27 protein-coding genes are annotated in these 25,888 nt (G+C 54.0%); 20 read left to right on the top strand and 7 right to left on the bottom strand.

All coding sequences use genetic code 11. From position 1 onward, the window contains the following. Positions 1-23: 23 nt before the first annotated feature. The gene (locus M467_RS27770; RefSeq protein ID WP_021067479.1) at positions 24-419 is read right to left on the bottom strand and encodes a Spx/MgsR family RNA polymerase-binding regulatory protein; all 396 of its coding nucleotides are present in this window, start codon (positions 417-419) and stop codon (positions 24-26) included. Positions 420-591: 172 nt separating this feature from the next. Here M467_RS27770 and M467_RS27765 point away from each other — a divergent pair, with 172 nt between their 5' ends. The 5 genes from M467_RS27765 (at position 592) to M467_RS27745 (ending at position 5,188) form a co-directional block, all read left to right on the top strand. Continuing rightward, a complete protein-coding gene (locus tag M467_RS27765; RefSeq protein WP_021067478.1) occupies positions 592-975 on the top strand; it encodes a DUF302 domain-containing protein in 384 nt (127 codons plus the stop codon). A gap of 104 nt (positions 976-1,079) precedes the next feature. Continuing rightward, entirely contained in the window at positions 1,080-2,372 is a 1,293-nt protein-coding gene (locus M467_RS27760; protein ID WP_021067477.1) for a hypothetical protein, read from the top strand. A gap of 11 nt (positions 2,373-2,383) precedes the next feature. Next, a complete protein-coding gene (locus M467_RS27755) occupies positions 2,384-3,640 on the top strand; it encodes a hypothetical protein (protein ID WP_144060670.1) in 1,257 nt (418 codons plus the stop codon). A gap of 34 nt (positions 3,641-3,674) precedes the next feature. Beyond that, a complete protein-coding gene (locus tag M467_RS27750) occupies positions 3,675-4,079 on the top strand; it encodes a hypothetical protein (RefSeq protein ID WP_021067475.1) in 405 nt (134 codons plus the stop codon). Positions 4,080-4,282: 203 nt separating this feature from the next. Continuing rightward, positions 4,283-5,188 (top strand): methyl-accepting chemotaxis protein, encoded by a 906-nt coding sequence (locus tag M467_RS27745; protein WP_021067474.1) that lies wholly within the window; start codon positions 4,283-4,285, stop codon positions 5,186-5,188. Between the two features lie 37 nt (positions 5,189-5,225). On the opposite strand, the gene M467_RS27740 is transcribed toward M467_RS27745, so the two are convergent. Next, positions 5,226-5,882, bottom strand: a complete 657-nt coding sequence (locus tag M467_RS27740; protein ID WP_021067473.1) for a M48 family metallopeptidase — start codon at positions 5,880-5,882, stop codon at positions 5,226-5,228. 116 nt (positions 5,883-5,998) lie between these two features. Between M467_RS27740 and M467_RS27735 the strand changes: the two genes are divergently transcribed. The 3 genes from M467_RS27735 (at position 5,999) to M467_RS27725 (ending at position 9,592) form a co-directional block, all read left to right on the top strand. Then, positions 5,999-7,171, top strand: coding sequence for a MalY/PatB family protein (locus tag M467_RS27735; RefSeq protein ID WP_021067472.1), 1,173 nt, complete (start codon positions 5,999-6,001; stop codon positions 7,169-7,171). A gap of 70 nt (positions 7,172-7,241) precedes the next feature. Continuing rightward, positions 7,242-8,453, top strand: a complete 1,212-nt coding sequence (locus tag M467_RS27730; RefSeq protein WP_031200244.1) for a hypothetical protein — start codon at positions 7,242-7,244, stop codon at positions 8,451-8,453. Then, on the top strand, positions 8,450-9,592 hold the full coding sequence (locus tag M467_RS27725; protein ID WP_021067470.1) for a hypothetical protein: 1,143 nt from the start codon (positions 8,450-8,452) through the stop codon (positions 9,590-9,592). Before M467_RS27730 ends, M467_RS27725 begins: the two co-directional genes overlap by 4 nt. A 63-nt stretch (positions 9,593-9,655) precedes the next feature. Here M467_RS27725 and M467_RS27720 read toward each other — a convergent pair whose 3' ends face one another. Then, complete coding sequence (locus M467_RS27720) at positions 9,656-10,666, bottom strand: tyrosine-type recombinase/integrase (protein ID WP_021067469.1); 1,011 nt, start codon at positions 10,664-10,666, stop codon at positions 9,656-9,658. Between the two features lie 15 nt (positions 10,667-10,681). After that, entirely contained in the window at positions 10,682-11,737 is a 1,056-nt protein-coding gene (locus M467_RS27715; RefSeq protein ID WP_021067468.1) for a GGDEF domain-containing protein, read from the bottom strand. Between the two features lie 353 nt (positions 11,738-12,090). On the opposite strand from M467_RS27715, the gene M467_RS27710 reads away from it, so the two are divergent. From M467_RS27710 to parC, 3 genes are all read left to right on the top strand, one after another. After that, positions 12,091-12,495: a CoA-binding protein gene (locus M467_RS27710; RefSeq protein WP_021067467.1), complete on the top strand. Its 405-nt coding sequence runs from the start codon at positions 12,091-12,093 to the stop codon at positions 12,493-12,495. A gap of 129 nt (positions 12,496-12,624) precedes the next feature. After that, entirely contained in the window at positions 12,625-14,592 is a 1,968-nt protein-coding gene (parE, locus tag M467_RS27705) for a DNA topoisomerase IV subunit B (RefSeq protein WP_031200243.1), read from the top strand. 2 nt (positions 14,593-14,594) lie between these two features. After that, a complete protein-coding gene (gene parC / locus M467_RS27700; protein ID WP_021067465.1) occupies positions 14,595-17,000 on the top strand; it encodes a DNA topoisomerase IV subunit A in 2,406 nt (801 codons plus the stop codon). A gap of 65 nt (positions 17,001-17,065) precedes the next feature. Here the strand turns inward: parC and M467_RS27695 are convergent, their stop codons facing one another. Then, positions 17,066-17,566, bottom strand: coding sequence for a DinB family protein (locus M467_RS27695; RefSeq protein WP_338041856.1), 501 nt, complete (start codon positions 17,564-17,566; stop codon positions 17,066-17,068). Between the two features lie 147 nt (positions 17,567-17,713). Here M467_RS27695 and M467_RS27690 point away from each other — a divergent pair, with 147 nt between their 5' ends. From M467_RS27690 to M467_RS27680, 3 genes are read left to right on the top strand one after another with little or no spacing between them, the layout of a single operon-like run. Next, positions 17,714-18,325, top strand: a complete 612-nt coding sequence (locus M467_RS27690) for an NUDIX hydrolase (RefSeq protein WP_021067463.1) — start codon at positions 17,714-17,716, stop codon at positions 18,323-18,325. Positions 18,326-18,339: 14 nt separating this feature from the next. Further along, positions 18,340-19,056, top strand: coding sequence for an MBL fold metallo-hydrolase (locus tag M467_RS27685; protein WP_021067462.1), 717 nt, complete (start codon positions 18,340-18,342; stop codon positions 19,054-19,056). Between the two features lie 17 nt (positions 19,057-19,073). After that, on the top strand, positions 19,074-19,523 hold the full coding sequence (locus M467_RS27680; protein ID WP_021067461.1) for a GNAT family N-acetyltransferase: 450 nt from the start codon (positions 19,074-19,076) through the stop codon (positions 19,521-19,523). 155 nt (positions 19,524-19,678) lie between these two features. Here the strand turns inward: M467_RS27680 and M467_RS27675 are convergent, their stop codons facing one another. Both M467_RS27675 and M467_RS27670 read right to left on the bottom strand, forming a co-directional pair. Then, positions 19,679-20,221, bottom strand: coding sequence for a GNAT family N-acetyltransferase (locus M467_RS27675; protein ID WP_021067460.1), 543 nt, complete (start codon positions 20,219-20,221; stop codon positions 19,679-19,681). A gap of 80 nt (positions 20,222-20,301) precedes the next feature. Beyond that, positions 20,302-20,697: a hypothetical protein gene (locus M467_RS27670; protein WP_021067459.1), complete on the bottom strand. Its 396-nt coding sequence runs from the start codon at positions 20,695-20,697 to the stop codon at positions 20,302-20,304. A 333-nt stretch (positions 20,698-21,030) separates the two neighbouring features. Here M467_RS27670 and M467_RS27665 point away from each other — a divergent pair, with 333 nt between their 5' ends. The 6 genes from M467_RS27665 to M467_RS27645 all read left to right on the top strand — a co-directional run bounded on the left by M467_RS27665 (position 21,031) and on the right by M467_RS27645 (position 25,888). Then, on the top strand, positions 21,031-21,879 hold the full coding sequence (locus tag M467_RS27665) for a transporter substrate-binding domain-containing protein (RefSeq protein ID WP_021067458.1): 849 nt from the start codon (positions 21,031-21,033) through the stop codon (positions 21,877-21,879). Positions 21,880-21,885: 6 nt separating this feature from the next. Next, entirely contained in the window at positions 21,886-22,581 is a 696-nt protein-coding gene (locus M467_RS27660; RefSeq protein ID WP_021067457.1) for an amino acid ABC transporter permease, read from the top strand. A 110-nt stretch (positions 22,582-22,691) separates the two neighbouring features. Continuing rightward, positions 22,692-22,865, top strand: a complete 174-nt coding sequence (locus M467_RS31755; RefSeq protein ID WP_021067456.1) for a hypothetical protein — start codon at positions 22,692-22,694, stop codon at positions 22,863-22,865. A gap of 110 nt (positions 22,866-22,975) precedes the next feature. Further along, entirely contained in the window at positions 22,976-23,884 is a 909-nt protein-coding gene (locus M467_RS27655) for an AAA family ATPase (protein WP_021067455.1), read from the top strand. Between the two features lies 1 nt (position 23,885). Continuing rightward, positions 23,886-24,914, top strand: a complete 1,029-nt coding sequence (locus M467_RS27650) for a DUF58 domain-containing protein (RefSeq protein WP_021067454.1) — start codon at positions 23,886-23,888, stop codon at positions 24,912-24,914. Further along, positions 24,911-25,888, top strand: coding sequence for a hypothetical protein (locus M467_RS27645; protein ID WP_021067453.1), 978 nt, complete (start codon positions 24,911-24,913; stop codon positions 25,886-25,888). Before M467_RS27650 ends, M467_RS27645 begins: the two co-directional genes overlap by 4 nt.

Raw genomic sequence — 25,888 nt, 5'->3', positions numbered from 1 at the left:
AGAGCTCTGCTTCGGCAGGGCTCTTACTTGTTGTCGAGCAATCGTTTCAATTCGGCAATGCGGTCATGGCGCGGGATGAACGTACGAATCTCTTTCTCGCTGAACCCGATTTGAATTCGATTGTCGTCGACGACGATCGGACTCTTCAAAATCTGGGGATGCGACGCCACGAAGCTGTACAGCTCACGGAGCGACATCTCATCAAGTTGATCCGCCGCTTGTTTGTACACGCTCTTTTGGACGGACAACAGGTCGGTCGTCCCGTTCTCGGTGAGGCGGAGCATGTCTTTGAACTCGGTGAACGACATCCCTTGGTCGGTCAATTTCTTCTCGATGAACGGGATGTTCTGCTCACGTAACCAATCGATCGTCTTACGGGAAGAACTGCAGCTTGTATGTGTGAATACGGTGACCGTCACGGCAACCACTTCTCCTTTACGTAAGTATAGACTTCTTTATTTTCTCTCATACATACGTGACGGACATCGAATATGTTTCAAATCACATATACTTTTTTCGACCGAACAGACGATTTGTCGGTCCTCACTTGGGGTACAAGACGAGAGAGACTACATCTTAGGAGGGGTTCACATGTTTGATTACACGGTCAAGACCGATCAGACGGTCGAAGCGGTCGTCGAGAAGCTGAAAACGACGCTCAAGGAGGAAGAGTTCGGGGTGCTTTGGGACTTCAATTTGAGTGAGACGCTCGAAGAGAAAGGTCAAGCGATTGATGGGGACTACCGCATCCTCGAAGTGTGCAATCCAAAAGAAGCGAAAAAAGTCATCACGGCGCACCGGGAAGGCGGTTATTTCCTCCCATGCAAGCTCGCCGTCTTCACGAAAGATGGGTCGACCCATGTCGGGATGCCAAAGCCGACGAAACTGATCGAACTGATCGAGGATGAGTCGCTCCAAGCTGTGGCACGCGATGTCGAGATGAGATTGACCCGAGCCATCGATAAAACTGTGTAACGGTCATTGAACCCGTCCAGGTCGTCGGACGGGTTTTTTCGTGTTCCCTCCTAAAGTAATATAATGGTAAAATTGGTACAAATAGATGATGAGGGGCGGATGATTTGAAAAAGTTAGTCGGTTTATTTGTACTATCCACAGGCTTATTGGTTGGTTGCGGTGGGGAAAAGCCGGACGTCGTAAACTTGTCTTACGTCGACGCGCATTGGACCGTCAGCAAGTATGCCAAGGAGGAGTTGATTTCCCTCCATTCAGCCGACGAGACGCTTGAAGCCTGTAGCGGTGAGTTGACGACCGAGCTGGAAGGCGACTTGATCGTGTTCGATACGATCGTGGCGAACCGCTATCCGATGACGGACACGGGTGAGGAGTATGCGTTCAAGGCTGTATCGTATTTGAAAGGGGATGAGAATTATGTGCTTTGTCGTGATATGGCCTCGAACCGCTTCTTGGCGGAAGTGATCGAGTCGTTCCCTGACGATGTGGACGTATCAGCAGGGACACCGATCGGTCGTTATCCAGTCGTCGGGCCGGCCGATAAGTCCGCCAAAACCGCCTTACGGGATGCCGATGAATTGAACGAGTCAGGCAACCCGATCGAACCGTTCCTCGAAACGCTCGTTGCCTTTTCCCCGGCCCTGTACGGAGAGATTGAAGTAGAAATCGGGGGAATGCCGAGTCCATATCCGTTGTTCTCGTTCGACCCGTCGATTGCCAGCATGAAAGACATCAAAGTAGCGATCGGTTACGATACGATTACTGAGAAACCGTATTTGCTGCTCATGTTTGCGGACCTTTATTTCTCGGTGACTCCACTCGAGTCGATGATTGACCAAACCGCAGAAGGGCTTACATATGAAGCGTTGAGCGTCGAGCGCCTCCCCCTCGAGACGGAGCTCATCCCGGACCAGACTTATCCATTGTATGAGTTCACCTATACTCGTGACGGAAAAGTCGTCAATGAGACGATGACGTTCACATACCGCACCTCTGACTTATTATCGACAGCGGAACGAAAGCAGCTCGAGACACTCCCCGACGAAGACTACATGCCACTTGTGGTCGGTCCACTCGTTTATCTTCATCAACAGCCGTTCAACCCGGAATCTCCGTTGTCATACCCGGTTCTTTTAAAAGCAGCGGGGAACGATATGGATGACCTCGTCCAAGCAATCGATTCCGCTGAACCGACGAAGCGTCAAGGTGATGAAGGCGACTATCCGCTTCTAACAATCGTCGATGGACACAAGGGACAAGAGTTCGAGGTGACGTATAAACAGCGCTCGAAAAAGATGGATATTTACGTGACCGACCGCTCGACCGACGAGACGTACAAACTGACGAGCGAAGGGGCCGAGACGTTCTTGTCCTACTTCCCTGACTTGAAGAAGAAATGAGTGGGTTGAACATGAAGAAACGAGCGTTGATGTCATTGTCACTGTTATGGTTGACGGCAGGCTGCTCGGAAGACGTGGACGTCGTCCGCTATGGCCATATCGAGGAGCACTGGCAAGCCGAACGGGTTACGTTGAACAGTCAAGAGCCTGTAGTGGATGCCGAAACAATTTTGAACCAATGTGAAGACAAGGAACGACTGACCGAACTAGATGGAGAGACGTTTTCAATCCTCGGGATGGCGTATGCGACCCGGGCCCCGCTTATGAATGATGACTATTATGGATATAGTTTTAATGAAGTGACCTATGTCGAGGGGGATACAATCTATGCGCTCTGTAAATCAGACCGGATGGACGGGATGGAAGGGTACCGGGCCGTCGAGCTTGCAGAAAGACCTGCCTACTTGAAAGACGAGGTCGGCACGGAGATTTCGTTCCTTCCGACCGTCCATATCGCGACCGCAAATGAACGGGCTGCGTTACATAAGCCGGACGCCTTCTATGACAATGGACAAGACATGGAACCGTATCCGGTCACACTTATGAGGATTTCGCCTGGATTTAGCGGCACGGTTGAGATTGGGATTGAAGAAGGGGGCTACTTTAACCCATTCTTCCACTTTTTGCCGAACCTTAGACCGTCCGATGTGTTTATCGCATTAGGACGAGATAAGGCCACGAACATGCCTCATCTGCTCCAGTCTTATGGTGGAGACAAGGCTCGCTATTCCTCCTCCATTTTACAAGATGCCGATTTGCTCAACGGGGCTGACAGTTTAACCTTCCGTCGAATCCATAACGGTGGCACGATGGAACCGATGACACCTTATCCGCTATATGACCTTACGATTGACGTGGACGGACAAAACGTAACAAAAACCGTGTCGATGCGCTATCGAACGAGCCCTCTCCTTACAGATCCTGCAGATCTAGACGAGATAGCGGTCGCTTACCTCCATCAGTATCCGTATCACCGGGAAGTCCCGCTCCCTTACCCTGATGCGGTGAACGTGAGCGGAAAAGCGTATGACCGATTGGTCGAAGCCCTCGAGACCGCTAGACCGTCGACGAAGAGTGGTGATACGAACGACTATAAGTATTTGACGCTGTTGCACGGGAATCTCGGTCAACAGTTCGATGTCAGTTACCAGCAACGGTCGAAGAAAGTCGATGTCTTCGTGAAAGACGTGAAGTCCGGGGAAGTGTTCAAACTGTCGAGCGCTGGGGCGGAGACGTTCCAAGAGTTATTCCCACAGGCTTTCGAATGAACGGATTGGTTGTAAATCGAGGAGGAATGTTCTGTTGAAACGCATGTTAGTTGGATATGTCATCTGCGCGGGACTATTGCTTGGAGGTTGTGCGAGTAGCGAGGAAGACGTGGATCCGTCTCGTATCGAGTACCAAACGATACATACTGATGGGGAATACGGGCCGACACGCACCATTACCGACGCTGAGACGAATGCCGAGCTTGATCGAACGACGGAGGAAGTCGAGTGGGAAGACCAGCCCGTCCCGATCGAGCGGGAACCGGATGTGAAAGCGACGTTCGTGTTCACGCCGAACGATGCGCCAGAACGTTCACTCGACTTCGGAATTTGGTACGAAGAACAGATAATCGGCGGCATCGATCCAAAGGACAGCCGGGGTGAACTCACGGCCGACCAAGTCACGCTGTTCAAATCAATATTCGATGACCAGGAATGATAGGGGACCCGTGCATGGCACGGGTCCTTTGTTCATGGACTTAGCAGTGAACCAACTGGAAAACACTTCAAATTCAAGATATTGACTCGATTTCAAAAACCGACGCTATTCAGGACTTTTCGCACAGGGTACACTAGAATTCCGCTACATTCCAGGAATAAAGCACTAAAGGAAATCGAGAAAAGAAGGTAGGAATAATCGGAATGGAACTGACAAAGATTGCTAGCCTCTCATCCCCTGAGGTGCTCCGTGCCCTCGAGGCCAACGTGGCGATGATCCGATTCGACCGTCAACGACGCGTCGTCGATGTGAACGACCTCTTCGCCAAGGCAATGAAATATAAACGTGACGAAATGATCGGGATGCACCATCACTTGTTCTGCACGCCAAGTTTCGTCAGCAGTCCGGACTATCAAGCGTTTTGGAACAAGCTGTTCGACGGCTTCAGTTCGGCCGACAAAATCGAGCGCATCGACGCCCGCGGTGATTCAATTTGGCTCGAAGCGACCTATATGCCAATCTATGAACAGGATGAAGTCGTCGGCGTCGTCAAAATCGCCTCCGACATCACGAGTCGCCAACAGACGATCGAAGAATACGCGCGCTCGTTCCGTGACATGGCCGCTAATCTTGACGACCGGGCCCGGCGTGGCATGGAAGAGAGTCAACAGTTGAAACGGACGATCGAACGCCTTGATGCGGACTCGAATCAAAACTTGAAAACGCTCACGAACTTGCAAGAGCAGGCCGCCGAGATCACGAAAATCGCTAGCACAATCAAGGAAATTGCCGCCCAGACGAACTTGTTGTCGCTCAACGCCGCCATCGAGGCCGCACGGGCAGGTGAGCACGGTCTCGGCTTCAACGTCGTCGCGACCGAGGTCCGGAACCTGTCACGTCTCGTCGAACGCGCCGTCATCGAAGTGCGCGCGAACACGGACGGGATGAACAAAGAGCTCGTCTCAATCGTCGACGGCGTATCCCGCTCCAGTACAGACATTCAAGAGAGTGTCCGCATCATGGAACAGACGCTTGAGCGGTTCGAGCATATCGAACAGTCGGCCGAATCGCTGAACGGCACAGCCGAGCGGTTCACTTCCGCCATTTAAAAAACCAATCGGACATGCCTCCTGACAAGGGACACGTTCAATTGGTTTTTTTGATTTGCAGCGTATGGCCATGCTGTTTCAACCAGGCCATCGCGCCGGCGACGTTTGGATACACTGACGCAAGCTTCGACCAGAACGCTTTCGAGTGGTCGAAATGAACGAGATGGACCCATTCGTGGGCGATGACATAATCCATGACGTCCTGCGGGGCGAGCATGAGCCGGACGTTGATTGAGATCGTCCCGGTCGAGCTGCATGACCCCCAGCGCGTCTTTTGGTGGCCGATGCGGATTCGTTCCGCCTTCACGCCGAGCTGTCGTTCATAGTGGGGGGACCTTTCAATCACATAGGTGAGGGCCCGTTCGCGGAGCCAAGCCTCGTACGCTTTCCGAAGCGATGACTCGTCCCACGTAGCGGGACAGTGAAAGTTTTCACTGTCGAAACGGAACCTTGTCTCGGTATTGCTTTTGACGAGCGGAAACGTCTCTCCGTGCAAAAGCAGTCTGTCGGCTGGTAAGACGTCACGCTTAGGTAGTGCCGCGAGGCGATCTTCAATCCAGCCGGCATGTTCCGTTAATATTGTCTCGACGATCCGGTTCGGGAGCCTAGCTGGAATCCTCAGCTCGATGCCGTCCGGCGTCACGAAGAAAGCCGCCCGTTTCCGGCGTTTATGGCGGATGACGGTCACGGTCATCAGGTTCACCTCCTTGAAGTATCTCGGTCGATTATAGCCGACGCGTCTCGAATCCGCCATCGTTTTGCGGACTCGAACGCTCGTTTTTTGTTACAGTAGGAGTAGGAGGGATGAACATGAAATCAATCTTACATCAATCGCTTGACCGGACGGGAACAGATTCGGTGAAATGGGACGGGCTCGACCGTTGGTTCCACGTCAAGGACGACGTCCTGCCGCTCTGGGTCGCAGACATCGATATCCGCACGGCACCGTCCATCTCGGAGGCGCTGACGGCACGGGCCGCGACAGGAGAGTTCGGGTACACATTGTTCTCGAGACAAGCGCAAGCAGCCGTGAGTTCTTGGTATGACCGTCGTCACGGGCTCAAGGTCGATGCCGATCACGTCTTGTTCTCGAGTGGCGTCGTACCGGGATTGACGCATATCGTCGAGGCGTTGACGGAGGAAGGGGATGGGGTCGTCATCCAGTCGCCCGTCTATCCGCCATTTCATGAACTGGTCACCGGGTTGAAACGGGAGTTGCTCGACGCTCCGCTCCGTCAAGTCGATGGTCGCTACGAGATGGACTTTGACGCGCTCGAGACACAGATGCAGAAGGCGAAGTTGTTCTTGCTCTGCTCGCCGCACAACCCGGTCGGACGGGTATGGACCGAGTCCGAGCTGAAGCATGTCGTCGAGCTGGCACGTCGCCATGACGTCATCCTCGTCGCTGATGAAATTCATGCCGACTTGACCTATCCGTCACAACGGCATACCGCCCTCAATCGCCTCGATGACTCGGTCATCACGGTTAGTGCACCGTCGAAGGCGTTCAATATCGCGGGGCTGTTCGCGTCGTACATCATCTGTCCGGACGATGCGATGCGAAAGCGGATTATCCAAGTCCAAAACAAACACCATGTGTTACCGACACCGTTCGCGAACACGGCCATCATCGCCGCCTATTCCGACTCGCGGGCCGAGCGTTGGCTCGACCAATTGACGGCCGAACTCGAGGAGCAGGCGACGTACCTCGTCGAGCGGTTCCAGGAAGAGCTGCCCCAATTGAAGACGTTCATGCCTGAGGCGAGTTATCTCCTCTGGATTGACTTCAAGGCGCTCAATCTCGAAACGGAACCGCGGAAGAAGTGGCTGCACGAGGAAGTCTGTCTGTTCTTGTCGCCAGGTCACCCGTTCGGGGAGTCGGGCGAGACGTTCGAACGCCTCAATTTCGGGACGTCCCGAGCCATTCTCGACGAGGCGCTTAAGCGTCTCACCGAACATGCCGGTGGAAAGGCGTTTGTTTGATTCAAGAAACGGGAAAAATTTCACAATGAGCCAGACAAGACCGATGGCAACGGAAAGCGAGTGAATGCGAATGGAGACGATCAATTGGAAAAAGAAGATGGAGGAGCAACTGAGGCGTAGCGGATTCACGTTACAGGTCGAGAACATGGCCAACCTCGGTCTGACGGAGATTCATGCGTCTGCGTCCCCATTGATCTCGTATCCGCTCCGGATTCGCCTGTACGTCCGTATGGGGTGGCTCATGTGCACGGTCGATGCGACATCGGTCGACCGGAACGAGGACCATCCATTGTTTGAGCGAATGATTGCCGCCGTGTTCGAGCGCATCGTCCGACACTTGTATCACGCCTACGACTTCCATGTCTTGACGTATATCGGCAATACCGGCAACTATATCGCACCGAAAGAGTCCGAGACGGGAGAAATCGTTAACCTGCTCGCGCAACTGTGGACCGACCGCTCCTATCTGCACCTGGAGACGTATGAAGAGTATCCGGCCCTATACGTGACGCCGCCTTGGGCACACCAAGCCTACGCGTTTGAGAGCACGGATGACGAATGGATTATCTATGCGGGCCGAAGCGGCCGTCCGGCGACGGACTATCGCGCCGACGGGACGGAACTTAAACCGCATCGCCTGGCCGAAGGGGACTTGTTCTTCCCGGTGCATCGCATTAAAAAAGACCGCGGCACGCTCGCGCTCGCCGAATGGTTACGACTCGAGCGTCGTGAAGTCGAGGATTTCATGCTCGCCTTCATGAACACGATTCAGAAATTCGATCCCGCCTTCGGCTATTCCTGGGGTGGGACCGATACGTTCTTTCATGGGGTGCCGGTCGAACCGTATGCTCAAGTGCTTCGGCTCGAGAGCGGGAAACGACGTTACCGGGTCATGAACAACTCGGCTAAGCGACTGTTCGCCGTCGCGGACGACCCGCTCGAATGTTTGAAGGAAGTGGAGCAGACGCTCCGGACGGTCCGTTTGCCTGAGCGACGGGTCTCCTCGCTCGGACAGCTCGTGATGGGCATTTGGCAACAGTTCGAGCCCGATGAATCGACCTATATCCAAGAAGTCGCCTATCGTGGCATTTCCCAGTTCCAAATTGAAGAAAAGATTGGCCACGCCTTGGCGAACCGCCAACGCGTCCGTTGGCTCGAGAAGACCGATCCTCACCAATCGATCATCGAGTTCGCCCATTTGCGGATTTCATTCCCGAAACGACCACCCGGCATCGTCACCGTCGAGCCGGTTGAATCTTCCTATGAGAGAGGTGCCCTATGAGAATCGTTGACGCACGTGCCATGCCAATCAGCCATGAGGATTTGATCGCCGTCACCGAGACGTCCATCTACTATCGAGAGAAGACCGGCGAGACGAGTTTCTCGATCTATCGCTATGATGAAGCGGACGGTACCGTCACGCCGATCAGTCATCGCGCCTATGAAGACTATGGGATCTCGAAGCTGTTCGTCAGTGACGAACGAGTCTATTTCTTGAACGAGACACCAGACCGTACGGGTGTTGTCCGCACGGAGTTGATTGCGTTCGACTATCGCGCTGGACGAGAAGATGTGCTGGCGACGTTCGAGAAACGTGGTAACAGCACGCTCTATTGGGTTCTCGCGGACCGTTACTTCCTCTTCTTGACGAGTTTCGGAGATACTGATGAGGCATGGTTGTATGATGCGGAGACGTCGTTCCAAGAGCGAATCCGTGACGAGCGACTCGTCGGACATGCCGGTAAGTTCCGTGAGCTCTATCTGTTCTCGACCGAGCTCGATGGCATTCCATATATCGTCTGCAACGCCCGCTTGGACGAGTTTGCCTATTACGAGGCACTCGAGGACGGTCGGGTCTCCCCGGACGATGCGATCGACCATTCGGAGGCGATTCTGATTTGTTCGCTCGACGAGGCAGTCGAGGCAATCAGGTCCCGTCAAGATGAGATTCCGTTCGAGGACTTGATTCGTCTGCACGGGGAAGGGGACACGGTCCAATACTTGGGTGAACGGGACAAGCTACTTCGGTTCTCGACTTTCGTCGACGAGGCGAACGAGGAGACGATTTATGAGTTGACCGCACCGGACGTGCTCCGCGAGGTGGCGGTGGTCGACTGGGGCGCCTACGAGCCGATTGACTTCACGTATGACGATGTCAGTTCCACTATTTTCATTAAAGTGGAAGAGTCAACGGACCATACCGAATTGATTGACGCGACGACCGGGGCCCGCTTCCTCGACACGGCTCCTTTCGAGCGCGTGCTCGCCTCGAACTATTTCATTCATGAGTCGGCGGCAGATGGAACAGGTGGGGGCGTGACCGTGTTCAATCTCGAGACAAATGAGCGGCAAACGTTTGAAGACGCCTATTACACGGTGCTCGATGAGACGATTGTCATCCTATCGACGAAGCAGTTATAACGAAAACACCTGAACCAATCCATGTGATTGATTCAGGTGTTTTATAGTGGTTTACATAATAAGTTATCGTAAACCTATCATAGCTTGTTTTTTCTTCTCGTCGCCGATATGGGCATAGACTTGCGTCGTCGCCACCGATTCGTGACCGAGCAACTGTTGAATCGTCAACACATCGATACCGCTCATGGCGAGCCGTGAGGCGAATGTATGACGTAGTTTGTGTGGTGTCACCTGTTTATGCGTCAAGAACGGCAAATACGGTTTCAAGCGGTCGATGTGGCCTTTTAACGTGTGTTGCACCGTCCGCACCGAGATGCGCTTGCCTCGCTCCGATTGGAATAGCGGGCCTGACCCGTCACGTCGATAGGCGTCGAGGAGCGGCTCGAGCGGGGAGGCGATCGGGATGACCCGTTCCTTATTGCCTTTCCCGATGACGCGAATCGTCCCGCTCTCGCGGTCGATATCGTTCCAATCGAGGCCGACGAGTTCCGAGACGCGCATCCCGGTCAACCCAAGCAGTTGAATCATCAAAAAATCGCGGTCCCGGTTGCGCTCGTACCAACTCGCCTCGCGGTCAGACATACCGACGTTGCTGCGGACGAGCGTGGAGAAGTCGAGCCACTCCTGCTCCGTCAAATAAATCGGGTTGCGCTTGGCGCGCTTCGGCCGTTCGACCGCCTGGAACGGGTTATAGGCCGTCACGCCCGTCTCAATCAAATGGTTGAACAGCGACTGCATCGACGACAATTTTCGGTTGATGACGCTCGGAGCGTTATCGAGCTCGAGGGCGAGATACGTCGCATACGCCTCAGCCCCCGCGTGATCGAACTCGACGAACGAGTCAATCTCGACCGATGATGGGTCGACCTCGGATGCGCTGGCGGCCTCGACCCAGCGGAAAAAGTCTAAAAAATCATAGAGATAGCGCTGGGCGGTCTGTTCCGAATAATGTTTGGCTGCCAGGTGATTCAAAAAACGCTGGATGAAGCTCGGCATGCGCTCGTAGCCGCTCAAATTGAAACGTTTCGTCGTGACCTTAGTCGGTGCTTGTCCGAGCTGGCGGAATATACTCAAAAGATCTCTCCTTGCTTACTGATGGATTGACGTGACGATTCGGTCCTTGCCTTCTTGTTTGCCGGCCCGGAGCCGGTCGTCCGCCTCTTTGACGAGCGTGTCGACGGCCTCGAATCCGGTTCGCGTCGTGACACCGAACGTCATCGTGACGCTGAGACGACGGCCGTCATAAATCGTCTCGAGTGATTTGATGCGTTGGCGCAAGCGGTCAATCGTCTCCGTGGCCTCTGCAGTGGACTGGTCCGCCAAGAAGATGAGGAACTCCTCGCCACCCCAACGGACGGCTATCCCGTCGGTTCGGGCAAGCGCGGAGGCGACTTGCTTGAGTACGAGATCGCCGCAGTCATGACCGTGTTGCTCATTGAACGCCTTGAAATGGTCGATGTCCCCTAGAGCGACGGCGTATGGCCGTCCATTGATGACGGCTTCGCGAATCTCATCTTCGACCAATCGGTAACCGGTCGTCCGATTATACAACCCGGTCAGCCCGTCCCGTGAGGCGAGCGTGTGCAACCGTTCGTTCGTCCGCTCGAGCTCGGACGTCACTTCGACGACGGACCCTTCGAAGACGAAAGACAGACCGGCAATCAAGGCGATCGTCGACAAGAGACAAAAGAGGCCCAATATTTGCTCGAAGGACGGCGTGAGCGGTTGCGTCCCTGTCGTCACATTCATATATAGGAAACCGTAGATGGTCATGGCGAGTATCGTCGAGGCGACCCGGATGGACCGACGGACGTTCGGCATGAAGAACACGCCATAGGCGACCATGATGATGAAGTAGTGGACGTTCGCACCCCAACCGAGCACGACCGTCGAGATGATCGCGTTATAGACGACCTCGATGAACAGACCGACGAAGAACGCCCGATAATATCGTTTATGTACAAAATAAAAGGATAGCGTGTAATACAGAATGCTGAGTAGATTCGACCAGGCGAGTACCGTGACGCCGAGTTGCCAAAACGTGATCAAGAACACGACATGGATGAGCCAAGCGAGCGCGTTCCCGTAAAAAGTGATGCGGTAATTATATAGTGTACCGCGACGTTCCTCATAGGCAGTTCCCACGCGAACACCTCCTGAACCTTAGTATACCGAACTGCCATCGATTTGCCCATGGGCGTTCGAGAAACGAGTCAATTTTACTATCTGAAACGCTTTAAATCCGTCCTTATGATTGCGTGAAATAGATATTTCACGCAACGTTCGTTTACACGTCATTTCCACCCGAGACACACATCGACCTACGAACCCGAGAAATAACGTCATATAATCCGGTTTACATAATTAGTTATGGTGAACCAATTGATTTGTTTTAAAAATTTGAAAGAGTTACAGTTGTATGTTAAAAGAAAATAAAGCTTGAAACGGTGATTCAGGTAAAGGTACACTGAGAACGTAAACAAAAGGGGGATTTCAGGATGGACGATCAACGTTTGAAACAATGGCTCACCGAGGCGAAGACGATCGCTGTCGTCGGCGTGTCAGCGAACCCGAACAAGACCGCGAACCAAATCGCAGACTATTTGATTTTGCAAGGTTACACGGTCATCCCTGTCAATCCAACGCTCGAGACGTGGAACGGACGCAAAGTCTATCCGACGGTCGAGAGCATCCCGGGGCGCGTCGATATCGTCGACGTCTTCCGACGCAATGAGTATTTGGCCGGCGTGGCCGAAGATGCCGTCCGACATGGGGATGTCGGTCTCGTCTTCAACCAGCTCGGGCTCACCAGCCCGGACGCCGAGCGGATTGCTCGCGATGCCGGACTCGACTACATCGAAAATCGATGCATCTATGTCGAGCACGCCCGCCTTCTCGGTTAAGACCTACCTCCTTGGTAGGTCTCCTTTTTTTCACGAGCCCCGCTCGCGGAGGGAGGCTTGCCAGAATCCAAAAACAGCTATACAATAGGATAGAAAAACGAACGTGTGTTCGAAATTGAGGTGACGAAGATGTCAACAGACTTATTTAATTACAATGAAGACGCCATCCAGGTGCTCGAAGGACTGACTGCTGTCCGGAAACGTCCGGGGATGTATATCGGTTCGACCGACCATCGCGGCTTGCACCATCTCGTCTATGAGATCGTCGATAACGCGATCGATGAGGCGCTCGCTGGATTCGGTGGCCAAATCGATGTGACCATCCATAAAGATGACGCCATCACGGTACGCGACCATGGGCGTGGTATGCCGACTGGGATGCACGCTTCCGGGAAACCGACGCCAGAGGTCATCTTCACGGTCCTCCACGCCGGCGGTAAGTTCGGCCAAGGTGGCTACAAGACGTCAGGTGGACTCCATGGGGTCGGCGCCTCGGTCGTGAACGCACTCTCGAGCAAGGTCCTCGTCACGATTTATCGCGACGGCAAAGTGTTCGAGCAGACGTTTGCCGACGGCGGGATCCCGCAGACGACGCTCCTCGAGACCGGAAAGACGCGTCAGACGGGGACGAGCGTCTACTTCAAACCGGACGCCTCGATTTTCTCGACGACGACATATAACTACGACACGCTCGCTGAACGGCTCCGCGAATCGGCATTCTTGTTAAAAGGATTGACGATCACGTTGACGGACGAGCGCTCGGATAAAGAAGAGACGTTCCATTACGAGGAAGGGATTGCCGAGTTCGTCCAATATTTGAACGACGATAAGGCGACGCTTCATCCAATCGTCTATTTCGAAGGGACAGAGAACGATATCGAGCTCGAGCTCGCCTTCCAGTTCACGGACGCCTATTCCGAGAACGTCCTCTCGTTCGTCAACAACGTCCGGACTCGTGACGGCGGCACGCACGAGGTCGGCGCCAAGACGGCGATGACCCGCATCGTGAACGAGTACGCCCGAAAGAACGGATTGTTGAAAGAAAAAGACAAGAACCTTGACGGCGGTGACGTCCGCGAAGGCTTGACGCTCATCGTCTCGGTACGGATCCCGGAAGAGTTCCTCCAGTTCGAGGGGCAGACGAAATCGAAACTCGGTTCGCCCGAGGCCCGTACGAGCGCTGATGGTGTCATGGCCAAACAACTGACGATCTTCCTCGAGGAGAACCCGCAGATGGCGACGATGCTCATCAAGAAGGCGATCCGCGCCGCCCAGGCCCGCGAAGCCGCCCGGAAAGCCCGGGAAGAGGCGCGCAACGGCAAGAAGAAGAAACGTTCGAGCATCTTGAACGGGAAACTGACGCCGGCGACGTCGAAGAACGCCGCCAAGAACGAACTGTTCCTCGTCGAGGGTGACTCGGCCGGCGGTTCGGCCAAACAGGGCCGCGACCGGACGTTCCAGGCCATCCTGCCGCTGCGCGGGAAGGTCATCAACTCGGAGAAGTCGAAACTCCAGGACATCATGAAAAATGAGGAGATCAACACGATCATCCACGCGATCGGGGCTGGGGTCGGCCACGACTTCGACCTTGAGGACTGTAATTTCGACAAGATCATCATCATGACCGATGCCGATACGGACGGGGCCCACATCCAAGTGCTCCTGTTGACGTTCTTCTTCCGTTATATGCGCCCTCTCGTCGAGGCCGGCAAAGTGTTCGTCGCCTTGCCACCGCTCTATCGGATTTCGAAAGGGAAAGGCAAGTCGGAACAGTTCGAGTACGCCTGGGACGAAGAAGCGCTCGAGAAGCTCGTCAAAGTGTATAAGAAGGGTTATATCCTCCAGCGCTACAAAGGTCTCGGTGAGATGAACGCCGACCAGCTATGGGAGACGACGATGAACCCCGACACACGGACGCTCATCCGTGTCACGGTCGACGACGCTGCCGTCGCCGACAAGCGCGTCTCGGTGCTCATGGGAGACAATGTCGCCCATCGCCGGGAATGGATTGAAGAGAACGTCGCCTTCGGCCTCCAGGAAGATGATTCGATCATCGCCAATGAACACGTGACTAAAGCGATTGAGGAAGTGATGTAAAGATGTCGACGATTCAACACATTTTAAACTTGTCGCTCGAACAGGTCGTCGGTGACCGCTTCGGGCGTTACTCGAAATATATCATCCAGGACCGGGCCCTCCCGGACGCGCGCGACGGGCTCAAACCCGTTCAGCGCCGCATCCTGTATGCGATGCACCATGAAGGCAACACGAACGAGAAACCGTACCGCAAATCGGCCAAGACGGTCGGTAACGTTATCGGTAACTATCACCCGCACGGTGACAGTTCCGTCTATGAGGCGATGGTACGCCTATCGCAGGACTGGAAGTTGCGTTACCCGCTCATCGACATGCACGGGAACAACGGCTCGATGGACGGCGACTCGGCCGCCGCGATGCGGTATACCGAGGCCCGTCTGTCGAAGATCGCCGGCGTCATGCTGACGTCGATCTCTAAGAACACGGTCGACTATACGCCGAACTTCGACGATTCGACCGAAGAGCCGCTCGTTTTGCCGTCACTCCTCCCGAACCTGCTCATGAACGGGACGACGGGAATCTCTGCCGGTTATGCGACCGAGATTCCGCCGCACAACTTGACCGAGGTGCTCAACCTCGCCATCGCCCGCTTGAAAGGTGAGGTCGAGACGACGAATGACGCATTCCGTTACATGCAAGGACCTGACTTCCCGTCTGGCGGGATCGTCATGGGCAAAGACGGCATCTTGAAGGCGTTCGAGACCGGAAAAGGCAAGGTCATCATCCGTGCCAAATCGGTCATCGAGCCACTTAAGGGAGGTCGTGAACAGATTACCATCACCGAGCTCCCGTATGAGGTGAACAAGGCGAACCTCGTCAAGAAGATGGAAGAGCTTCGCCTCGACCGCAAAGTCGAAGGCGTCGCCGAAGTCCGTGACGAGACTGACCGGACCGGTGTCCGCGTCGTCATCGAGTTGAAGAAGGAAGCCGATGCGGAAGGTGTGCTCCATTTCTTCTTGAAGCATACCGATCTGCAGCTCGCCTATAACTACAACATGGTCGCCATCGTCAACCGGACACCGAAACAGATGGGTCTCTTGTCGATTATCGACGCATACTTGAAGCACGTCGAAGAGGTCGTCACTCGACGCACGACGTTCGAGCTCGACCAGGCGAAGAAACGCGCCGAGATCGTCGATGCGCTCGAACAGGCCATCTCGGTCCTTGACGAGACGCTCGAACTCATCCGTTCGGCCAAAGACAAGTCCGAGGCGAAGCAGAAGCTCATGGAGCGGTTCTCGTTCTCAGACCGTCAAGCCGAAGCGGTTGTCATGCTCCAACTGTATCGGTTGACGAACACGGATATCGTCGAGCTCCAAAAAGAGGCGAAGGCGCTCCAAAAAGAGATTGCTCGCCTCGCCAACATCTTGAACGTCGACGCGACGAAACGGAAGCTCATCTCGAAAGAGTTGACCGCACTCCGTGACGAGTTCGGCGACGCACGACGCTCGGTCATCGAGTCCGAGGTCGAAGAGTTGAAACTGAAGACAGAGGTCATGATCGCCGTCGAAGAGACGATGGTGTTCGTCAGTCGCGACGGGTACGTCAAACGTTCATCGATGCGCTCATATGGCGCCTCGAGCGACGAGATGCCGGAGATGAAGCAGAAAGACCGTCCCGTCCTCGTCACCCAGGCGATGACGACGGACCACTTGCTCGTCTGGACGAACAAAGGCAGTTACTTGCTCATCCCGGTCCATCAGATTCCAGAGTCGAAATGGAAAGACGCCGGACAGCATGTCGCCAACCTCGTGCCGATCGAAGGCGAACAAGTCGTTTCGGCCGATGTCGTCTCGACGTTCGACACCGACGCACACTGTCTGTTCGTGACGCGTGAAGGGATGGTCAAACGGACACCGCTCCGTGACTATGACGCCCAACGCAAGTCGAAGGCGCTCATGGCGCTCAAACTGAAAGGCGACGACGAGGTCGTCTTCGCCGGCATCAGTGACGGGCCTGGCCAACTGTTCCTCGTCTCTGAGCGCGGTTACGGCCTCTGGTTCAAAGAAGATGACGTGCCGGTCGTCGGTCAGCGCGCTGCCGGCGTCAAAGCGATGAACTTGAAGGATGGGGACATGGTCGCCGATGCCTTCGCCTTCTTCACACCGCCGCTGTTCGTCCTTGTGACGCAACGTGGAGCGGTCAAGAAGATGAAGCTCGAGGATCAGTTCGACTGCACGAACCGCAACTTGCGCGGGACGATGCTCATCCGCGAAGTCAAATCGAAACCGCATCAGATTCGCCGTGTGCTCCCGGTGCATGACGATGAAACCCTCCACATCATCGGGAAAGAGAAAGCGAAGACGGTCAAAACGAAGCAGTTGACGCTCTTGGACCGCTACGCCAACGGCTCGTTCGTGTTTGATGAAGAGACGTTCGGAGAGATTGAGGACGTGTATCTCGATTGAGATCGAACTAAAGAAAACCCTGTACCAGAGACCATTGTCTTTGATACAGGGTTTTTCTTATGGATTCAAAGCTCGGCCTCTATCAGATAGCGCTCCAAATCGGCCTGTTGGCGCAAGTGATGCCGGGTATGCATCTCGATGAGGTCGTACCACTCCTGTGCGTTCAGCCAGCCAAAACCACCATGCCGGGCTTTGACGTCACGGTTAGCTGAGCGGACGAGCGGTTCAAGTCGCTTCAAACGCGCAGACAACTCGTCGAGTCGTCGCTCGAGAGTCTCACGCTTGTCCGTGTTGTTCGGAGGTTGGTTCATCTCATCAGGTAAACGGATTTTAATCGGAGGGAACCCACCGGCCTGAAACAATCGTTCACCGAATTCGGTCTTTCCGAGCGGTTGCTCTTCGTGTGAAGCGAGACACCGTTCAATCTCGTCTGCATATTCCTCGGCCACCACGATGATATGGTCGTACATCTGCCCGATTGACCAGACGTCTGCTGCTGCCTGATAGCGCAACTGCCGTTCGGTATAGCCGTCCAAGTCTTCTTTGAACTGGGATAACACTGCCATCGACATATCGTTCCTCCTTTGCCACTGTTCTCACTTCAGTATATCACGGGGAGGATAGGTACTTTCTTATGGGAGCGGGTATTGCTAAAAGGAACAAGCCCATTGTATGGCGAATGGGATAAGAGGATAAATCATGGAGGGATCACTATGTCTCAATGGCTCGACTGGGCCAAACGGCTCCAGGCGCTGGCACAGGCTGGCTTGACGTTTACGAAAGACGAGTTCGATCGCGAACGTTACGTCGAGCTCCAACGAATCGCGACCGAGATGTTCGAACGACAGTCAGACCTCGCCTTGGAGGAGGTCACGAAATTGACGCACGTCGATGGATACCCGACACCGAAACTCGATGTGCGTGGTGTCGTCTTCCGGGACGATGCAATCTTGCTCGTCAAAGAGCGTTCGGACGGGCTTTGGACGTTACCAGGTGGTTTTTGTGAGGTCGGGCTGTCCCCGGCCCAAAATATCATTAAGGAGATTGAGGAAGAGGCCGGGTATGATGTCGTACCGGTGCGGCTGCTCGCGTTGTTCGACATGCATCATCACGACCATCCACCGCTGTCGCAGCATTACTATAAACTGTTCATCGAATGCGAGCTGATTGGTGGAGAGGCGCAGGTGAGCCATGAGACGAGCGAGGTCGCGTTCTTCACGCGGGACAACTTACCACCTTTATCGACCGCACGGAACACACAGGAACAGCTTTATATGTGTTTTGAGGCTAGATGGCAAGAAGATTGGATCACGTTGTTTGATTAAGGGGAGGGGATACTATGAAAGTCACACGGATTGATCACGTCCATCAACTGACATTCTATGCGCCTATATTACCGATTAACGTCCAGTTGATTGAACGGGAGCTCGGACTCATCTTGATCGACACCGCCCTCGAGCGCAATGCGGAAGCGATTTTAGCCTATATCGAGGCACAGGAGCGTCCGCTGCTCGCCATCTTGCTGACGCACGCCCATGGCGATCACGTCGGTGGTGTCGACGCCATCTTGAAGGCGCATCCGCACGCCGAGCTATATGTCTCACGTCGGGATGCCCGTCTCCTTGAAGGGGACAAGACGACCGACCCGGATGAGCGGCCACTTAAACTAAAAGGATCGCTCCCGACCATCCACTCTTTGCCGGATAAGTTGCTCGATCCAGGTGAGCGTTTGTTCGGCCTGAAGGTCTATCCCGCAGCCGGTCATACCCCGGGCTCCATCGCCTATTTCGATGAGAAGGAGCGGAACTTGTTTGCTGGTGACGCGTTCCAGACACGCGGGGGAGTCGCCGTGGCAGGGGATGTGCGCCCGTTGTTCCCGCTCCCGGGAGTCGCGACATGGGACAAACGGGCAGCGGTCGAGCATGCGGAGAAATTGATCGACCTGGCACCGCGCCACACGTTCGTCGGGCACGGACAGCCCGTCGCTGGGACACACCGACTCTATTTGGCACTCAAACGGGCCAAACGCAAGCAAGCACGTCTATTTTCACGATAAGCCGGAGGTGCTGACAGATGGAGTTACGCGAGATTCAGACGACAGATTATCAACTGGCCGAGCAGATGCTCGAGATTCAACGGAACGCTTATGCAGTCGAGGCCGAGCTGATCGGATTCGATGAGATTCCAGCGCGTTATGAGACGGTCGAAGTGATTCAAAATCTGCCAGGAACAAGCTATGGCTTATATAACGACGAGCGGTTGATCGGATTCATCACGGTCGAAGCGGCTGAGAACACGGTCGAGGTCACGAAGTTATGTATCGATCCGACATATTTCAGGGCGAGGCTCGCGACGACGTTGCTCGAACATGTGCTCAGCTTGCATGAAGACAAGCTTGTCTATGTGCATACGGGAAAACATAACGGTCCGGCCAAGAAGCTGTACACGAAGCTCGGGTTCGAACCGAGCGCTGAGTTCGAACCGGAACCGGGTGTCACATTGATTCGATTTACGCGATCTTGAATCCCTTATCTCAAATTTCAGATTCCGTCTCACTACTTTAAGTATACTAAAGGATTGAGACGGAGTTTTATTTTTACTGATAATATATGTTATGTTAACTAGAAGAAAAAAAGAGAAACTCAATGTCAGATTTGACGTCTCTCCTCTCGAAAAAATCAGAATATCTTGTACCAATACAACGTCATGTCGATCCTCGGATTGCCGGTCTGTTTGAGCGTATCGACACCGCCGAGCGCGAACCCTTCTTTCGCATAAAATCGACACGCGATCACGTTATCGTTCTGCGCTTCGAGTGACAATCCCAGCAACGATTGCTTTTTTGCCCACGTCTGCGCAGCTTCTATCAGCAAATGCCCAAGCCCGCTGTTGCGATAGCTGCCACGGACCGCGATGTTCTCGATATAAGCAAAACGGTTCCAGTCTTTCACCACACGGATTTGTCCAATACATGTCGTCTCGTCGAATGCCAAGAATACTTGTTTGTCCTCACTGTTGATGTATTCATGCCAGTCTAGTGAATCGTCTGGGAAGCTCGTCTCATGGGCTTTCTCATATAACTGTTCCTCATACATCCAAACCCCGTCACAAAAGCTCGGGATGATTTTCCCGATGACTGGAAACGCATTATTGGCTTCGTTTACGACGCTGATGGAATACTCATCTAACGCTTTGATCGAGATGTTCGGTGCTTCTTCCATTGCATCTTTCTCCCTTCAAATGTAATGACCGCTCCATCCCAAAACCAAATGGTCTCACTAGACTAGCCGTAAAATGGCGGTCATGAAATCAAAGTCGGTGGGTCTGTCGACAACACTTCAATTACATCATTTGATGTCAGAAACACGTAATGCTGAATATTATAAACCGCTTCGTAAATGTTTGTTGATTCTTCAGCTAGCCATTTTAAATAGCTGGAATCGGTCACTTGAAAGAGTGTCCAATTGCTAAAAAAATCAATGTCATAATGTTTGTATAAATGTTCTAGCGTTCTAATAAGCGTTCCTTCGCCTGTATGTCGATACGACAGCACTAGTCCGTCAAACAAGAATGTATACGTGTTCTCATGCGTATCCATAAACACGAGTCTTAATCCGTCTTTATCATCAATTAGAGCCTGCAGATATAGTTTGGCCGGTATCTCTGGATTGACTGTCCATCTCTCCCATTTTTTCATTTGCCCCCCGCTCTCCTCATTTTAATATGTTACGAATATGCCTTTACTATCTATCATACATGAATTATTAAAGTTCACATGGGTCGGAGTCGGCTGATCAACACGATGATATTTTTGCTTAAACCGTATTGTTCAAACCGACATCCATTGATCTGTTTCATCATAATTACTAAACTGTGTCATTCGATTGAATCCTTCATTCATCAACATGTTAGCGCTTTATGGATTTATGTTTCAAAAATAACTTTAACGCTGTTCATCCGCTTTTAGGAGTTGCCTGTAAGCGTATGTCATGCTATTTTTAGACAGATGATAACTTAAGGAGGAACTTGAATGAAACGTATGACAAAAGGTTTGGCAGCATCACTATTACTGGCTGTCCCGCTCGCGGCGTGTGGTGATTCTAGCACCGATCAGGCCGAAACTTCGCGCTGGGACGAAATCAAAGAAGACGGTACACTCACGGTCGGTACAGCGGGGACACTCTACCCGGCCTCGTTCCGGGAAGAGGATAGCGATACGTTGACGGGGTTTGACGTCGAGCTCATGAAAGAGGTCGGGAAACGCCTCGACCTCGAGGTCCAATTCAAAGAGATGGCGTTCGACAACATGTTGACGAGCGTCCAAAACGGACAAGTTGACGTCGCCGCAAACGATATCTCGGTCACAGAGGACCGTAAAGAGAAGTTCGCCTTCTCGACGCCATATAAGTACACGTACGGGACGGCCATCGTTCGGAAGAGCGACCTGTCTGGGATCGAGTCACTTGAGGATTTGAAAGGCAAAAAGGCCGCTGGAGAAGCGACAACCGTCTTCATGGACGTGGCACGTCAATACGGGGCCGAGGAAGTCATCTATGACAACGCCACGAACGACCAGTACCTTCGTGACGTCTCGACAGGACGGACCGACGTCATCTTGAACGACTACTATCTCCAGACGCTCGCCCTCGCCTTCTTCCCGGAGTTCGATATCACGATTCACCCGGATATCGCCTATAACCCGCAGGAAGTTGCGTTCTTGATGGATAAGGAGAACGCAGAGCTTCAAGAGAACATCGATCGCGTCCTTGCCGAGATGCTTGAAGACGGCACGGTGAAAGAGTTGTCGGAAACGTTCTATAACGGTGCCGATGTCTCGGTCGAACCAGACGTCGACGCGACCATCGTCGAATTGGACTAAGCACTTATGTTCGAAGGTGTGAAATGGGAAGCGATTTTTGACGTCGACCTGGCTGTGCGCTCATTCCCTTATCTGCTAGGCGGTTTGCCGAACACGCTTTGGATCTCATTCGTCAGCATGTTCTTCGGCTTGTTGCTCGGTCTCGTGCTCGCCCTTGGGAAACTGTCACCGTCGCGGTTGCTACGGTTCCCGTCGACGTTCTATATCTCGTTCATGCGGGGGGTACCGATTTTGATTATCCTGTTCATCTTATATTCAGGGTTTCCATTCATCGGCATCGAGTTCGCAGCGCTGACGGCGGCAATCATCGGGTTCAGTCTGAACTCGGCGGCCTATATCGCGGAGATCGTCCGGGCTGCGATCCGTGCCGTCGATCCAGGACAAGTCGAGGCGGCCCGCTCGCTCGGGATGAACAAGTGGTTGACGCTGAAAGGGGTCATCTTACCTCAGGCGACGCGGATTGCCCTCCCCCCGCTTTCGAACGTGTTCCTCGATTTGATTAAAGCGAGTTCGCTCGCCGCCATGATCACGGTTCCGGAGATTTTCAATAAGGCGAAAATCGTCGGGGGTCGGGAATTCGATTATATGACCGTCTATTTGGTCGTCGCCTTGATCTATTGGGGCATCTGTACGTTCATGTCGTTCTTCCAGGACTGGCTGGAGCGGCATTTCGAACGCTATTTGGATACACCGAAACGATGACTGACTTGCCTCATACAGGCAGGTCAGTTTTTTTGTCGGGCGGTTATTGCGAAAGTGACATGGTATAGTCAACCTATTCCATATTGCGATTCAAAGGAGAGACGTCGCCTATGTTCTCAAAATTATTATTCGGATCATCCGTTCTCATCACACTTACGTATATTTTGTTCGACGGGCCAACATGGGTCAGCGTCCTGCAACCTTTCACAAGCATGATTGTCTTGTATTACTTGATCATCGAGTTCCCGAGCCGTAAGAAAGCGAAAACGTCTTCTTCGGATTGACCATGATCGACCTACATATTTAGCAACACCGTTCTTTAGCGTTCCATCTCGGTCCGCGAGTGTGCTATGATTTTTATAAATATTCAGAAAATAGACGGGGGACTTACATTATGGTGCAACAATGGACGACACATTTAAACGATCAAGTGATCGGGCAGTCGAAGGCGATTAAGCTGTCGACGATCGCTCTCCTCTCCGGGGGCCACGTTCTGCTCGAGGACCGGCCTGGTACTGGCAAGACGACGCTTGCACGAAGCCTGGCCACATCGGTCTCAGCCGCGTTCCAACGCGTGCAATGTACACCGGACACGCTACCGAGTGACATTTTAGGGATGGAGCTGTTCAATCCGACGACGGGCACGTTCGAACGCCGGACTGGACCGATTTTCACGTCAATCTTGCTCGTCGATGAGATTAACCGGACGACACCTAGGACACAGTCGGCACTGCTGGAGGCGATGCAGGAGCGACAAGTGACGCTCGGTGAGGTGTCGCTTCGTCTACCGGACCCGTTCTTCGTCATCGCGACGCAAAATCCGTTCGATGGGCAAGGGACGTTCCCGTTGCCGCAGGCTCAACTCGACCGCTTCTTGTTCAAACTGTCGCTCGCTCCGTTGTCTCGGGAGTCGGAACGCCGGTTGCTACGGAACGAGCATTTGAGTGCGACCCCGTTCACGTTGCAACAGACCGAACTTGCCGAGATGCAGCAAGCCGTCCGTGATGTCTTGTTCCACGAGGCGATGGAGGACTATCTCCTCGATTTCGTCGAGGCGCTCCGTCATCACCGGGATATCGAGGTCGGACCGAGCCCGCGGGCGACGCTCGCCTACACGATGGCGGCTCGGGCGCATGCCTATATGGACGGACGGGATTACGTATCACCGGAAGACATCCGCGCGCTCGCCTTGCCGATTCTCGGACACCGCATCGTCTTGACGGTCGAGGCGTCGCTCAAGACGAAGCCGTCTAAATTGATCAAGTCCGTTTTGGAGACCATCCCGGTCCCGTCAGAGGTGTGATATGCAACTCGTCAGCCCTCGCTACCTCGAGTCCGGGTATATGTGGCTCTTGTTCGTCGTCGGGGTGTTCACCGCCCTATACGGCAACGTCTTCCTCGCGAGTGTGATTATCGGTTTCAGCCTGTATGCGCTCATCATGCCGGAGTTGTTGTTCCGGCTCGCTGAATACGTACATGTCGAAGTGACCGACGAGCTGAAGCTGTTCCCGAACGATGAAGAGACGTATACAATCAAATTGGTTTCAACGGCGCCTGTCCCGCTCGGTGTCGTCCGTCTGTCAGGATATCTCCATCCTACCGTCGAGTCGGAGGAACACGCCTTCTGGCGCCAAGAGAACTATGTCGGACGCGAGGCGGCCGTCGCCTATACGCTCCCGCTCAAGGCGATTCGACGCGGACCGATCCGCATGGAGGCGATCGGTATGGAGATTCGTGACCCGCTCCGTATGTTCTCGCTCTATAAGGAAGACCCGCTCGACCGCATCGGCTATGTCTTCCCTGAATTCCTGCCTTATCCGATTCCGAAGCGCCCTCCGACGTTACCTGGGGAGGAGATGGTCCGTCATAGCGCCTACCGTGACCCGGAGACGTTCCAGTCAGTGGCGCCGTATCACGGCCAGCCGATGCGACAACTGTATTGGTCGGCCTATGCGAAAACGGGGGAACTGCTCGCCCGGACCGAGCAACCCGTCCAAGCGAACGAATATGTCGTCGTGCTCGACTTGCTGACGAAAGACGGACGCGCCCTCACCCATCAGATGGAGCGGTTGATTTCGCAGGCTGCGGCGCTATGCCGCGACTTCGAGAAAGAGAACGCGAGCTATGGGCTGATTGTGCCGACATTGACGAAGGAAGGGATCACCTATGACCTCGCACCGGGGAGCGGTGAGACGCATTTCCGCAAGGTCATGACGACGCTCGCCTGTCTATCGGAGCGTGATTTCCCGCTCGCCCGGTCGCTGTTCGAACGGAAAGTCGCCAAATACGGCGGCAGCCAATCGATTCTACGGCTCGGAGGTGACGGCCGATGAGACTACTTTGGTGGGTATTTGCCGCTTTCTATGTCGGTCACGCGTTTCCACTCGTCTTTCTCTTGACGCTCCGATTGCCGCGCAACTGGCAACTCGGTGTTCAGACGGCCCTCAGCATCGCCGCCCTTTGGTTTTCCTATGAGATGAGCGTGACGTTGCTCTTGTTCACGTACGTCCATGCCTTTATCCGGACGCTCGACTGGACGGACCGTTACGCGATCGCCAGCGTGCTCTTCCTGATCGTCGATTGGTTGTCCCCGCCGGCGTCGCAGCCGCTCGCGATGATCGTCTTCCCGTTCTTGTTCTTGTTTTGGCAGCGGAGCCTATATTATCGCCGTGACTATAAACGGATGCTGTCGACGCTCGTCGTCGCCCTCGCCGTCGGTCTCGGACTGGCCGTCATCATCCGGACGATCAAAGAGTTATTGTTCGGTAACCTCGTCGCCTGGATTCGTCCCATCTTCGTGTGGATCGGGGGTTGGTTCGATGGGTTCAACTTGGATCCGACCGACCGCGTCAACCGGATTCTCGTTCCTGACAATCCGAACATCGATGCCGAGACGATTTCGAATGAGACGTTGCTCGAATCGGCAACGAATCAATCACTGTTCTTGATTCTGGCGTTTCTCGTCCTTCTGGTCGGGTTGGTCGCCTTGTTCATCTACTTGCAACGCCGTAAAGAGATACAAGAGGCTGTGACGGTACCGAAACAGCGCCATCAAGCGGCGGATGCCGTCCGTCGCGTCACACGGGCCCCACGTCACGTCCGTTTGCTCGATGCCGGGCGCCGGCTCGAACAGGCCCATCCTCGTCATCGTGAGGAGACGGTCATGGAATGGTTCGACCGCATCGGATTCAGCGAAGGGAGTCGCTTCGCCGTCTGGCTCGAGGCCGCCGAGTACGGGGAGAAAGAAGCCCCGGTACCCATTGTCGAGGCGTTCGAACGACATGTCACCCAGACGCTCAAAAAATAA

Source organism: Exiguobacterium chiriqhucha RW-2, assembly GCF_000416965.1.
Taxonomy (GTDB): Bacteria; Bacillota; Bacilli; order Exiguobacteriales; family Exiguobacteriaceae; genus Exiguobacterium; species Exiguobacterium chiriqhucha.
The sequence above is the reverse complement of the archived record's forward strand: the minus strand, read 5'-3'. Positions and strand labels throughout refer to the sequence as shown.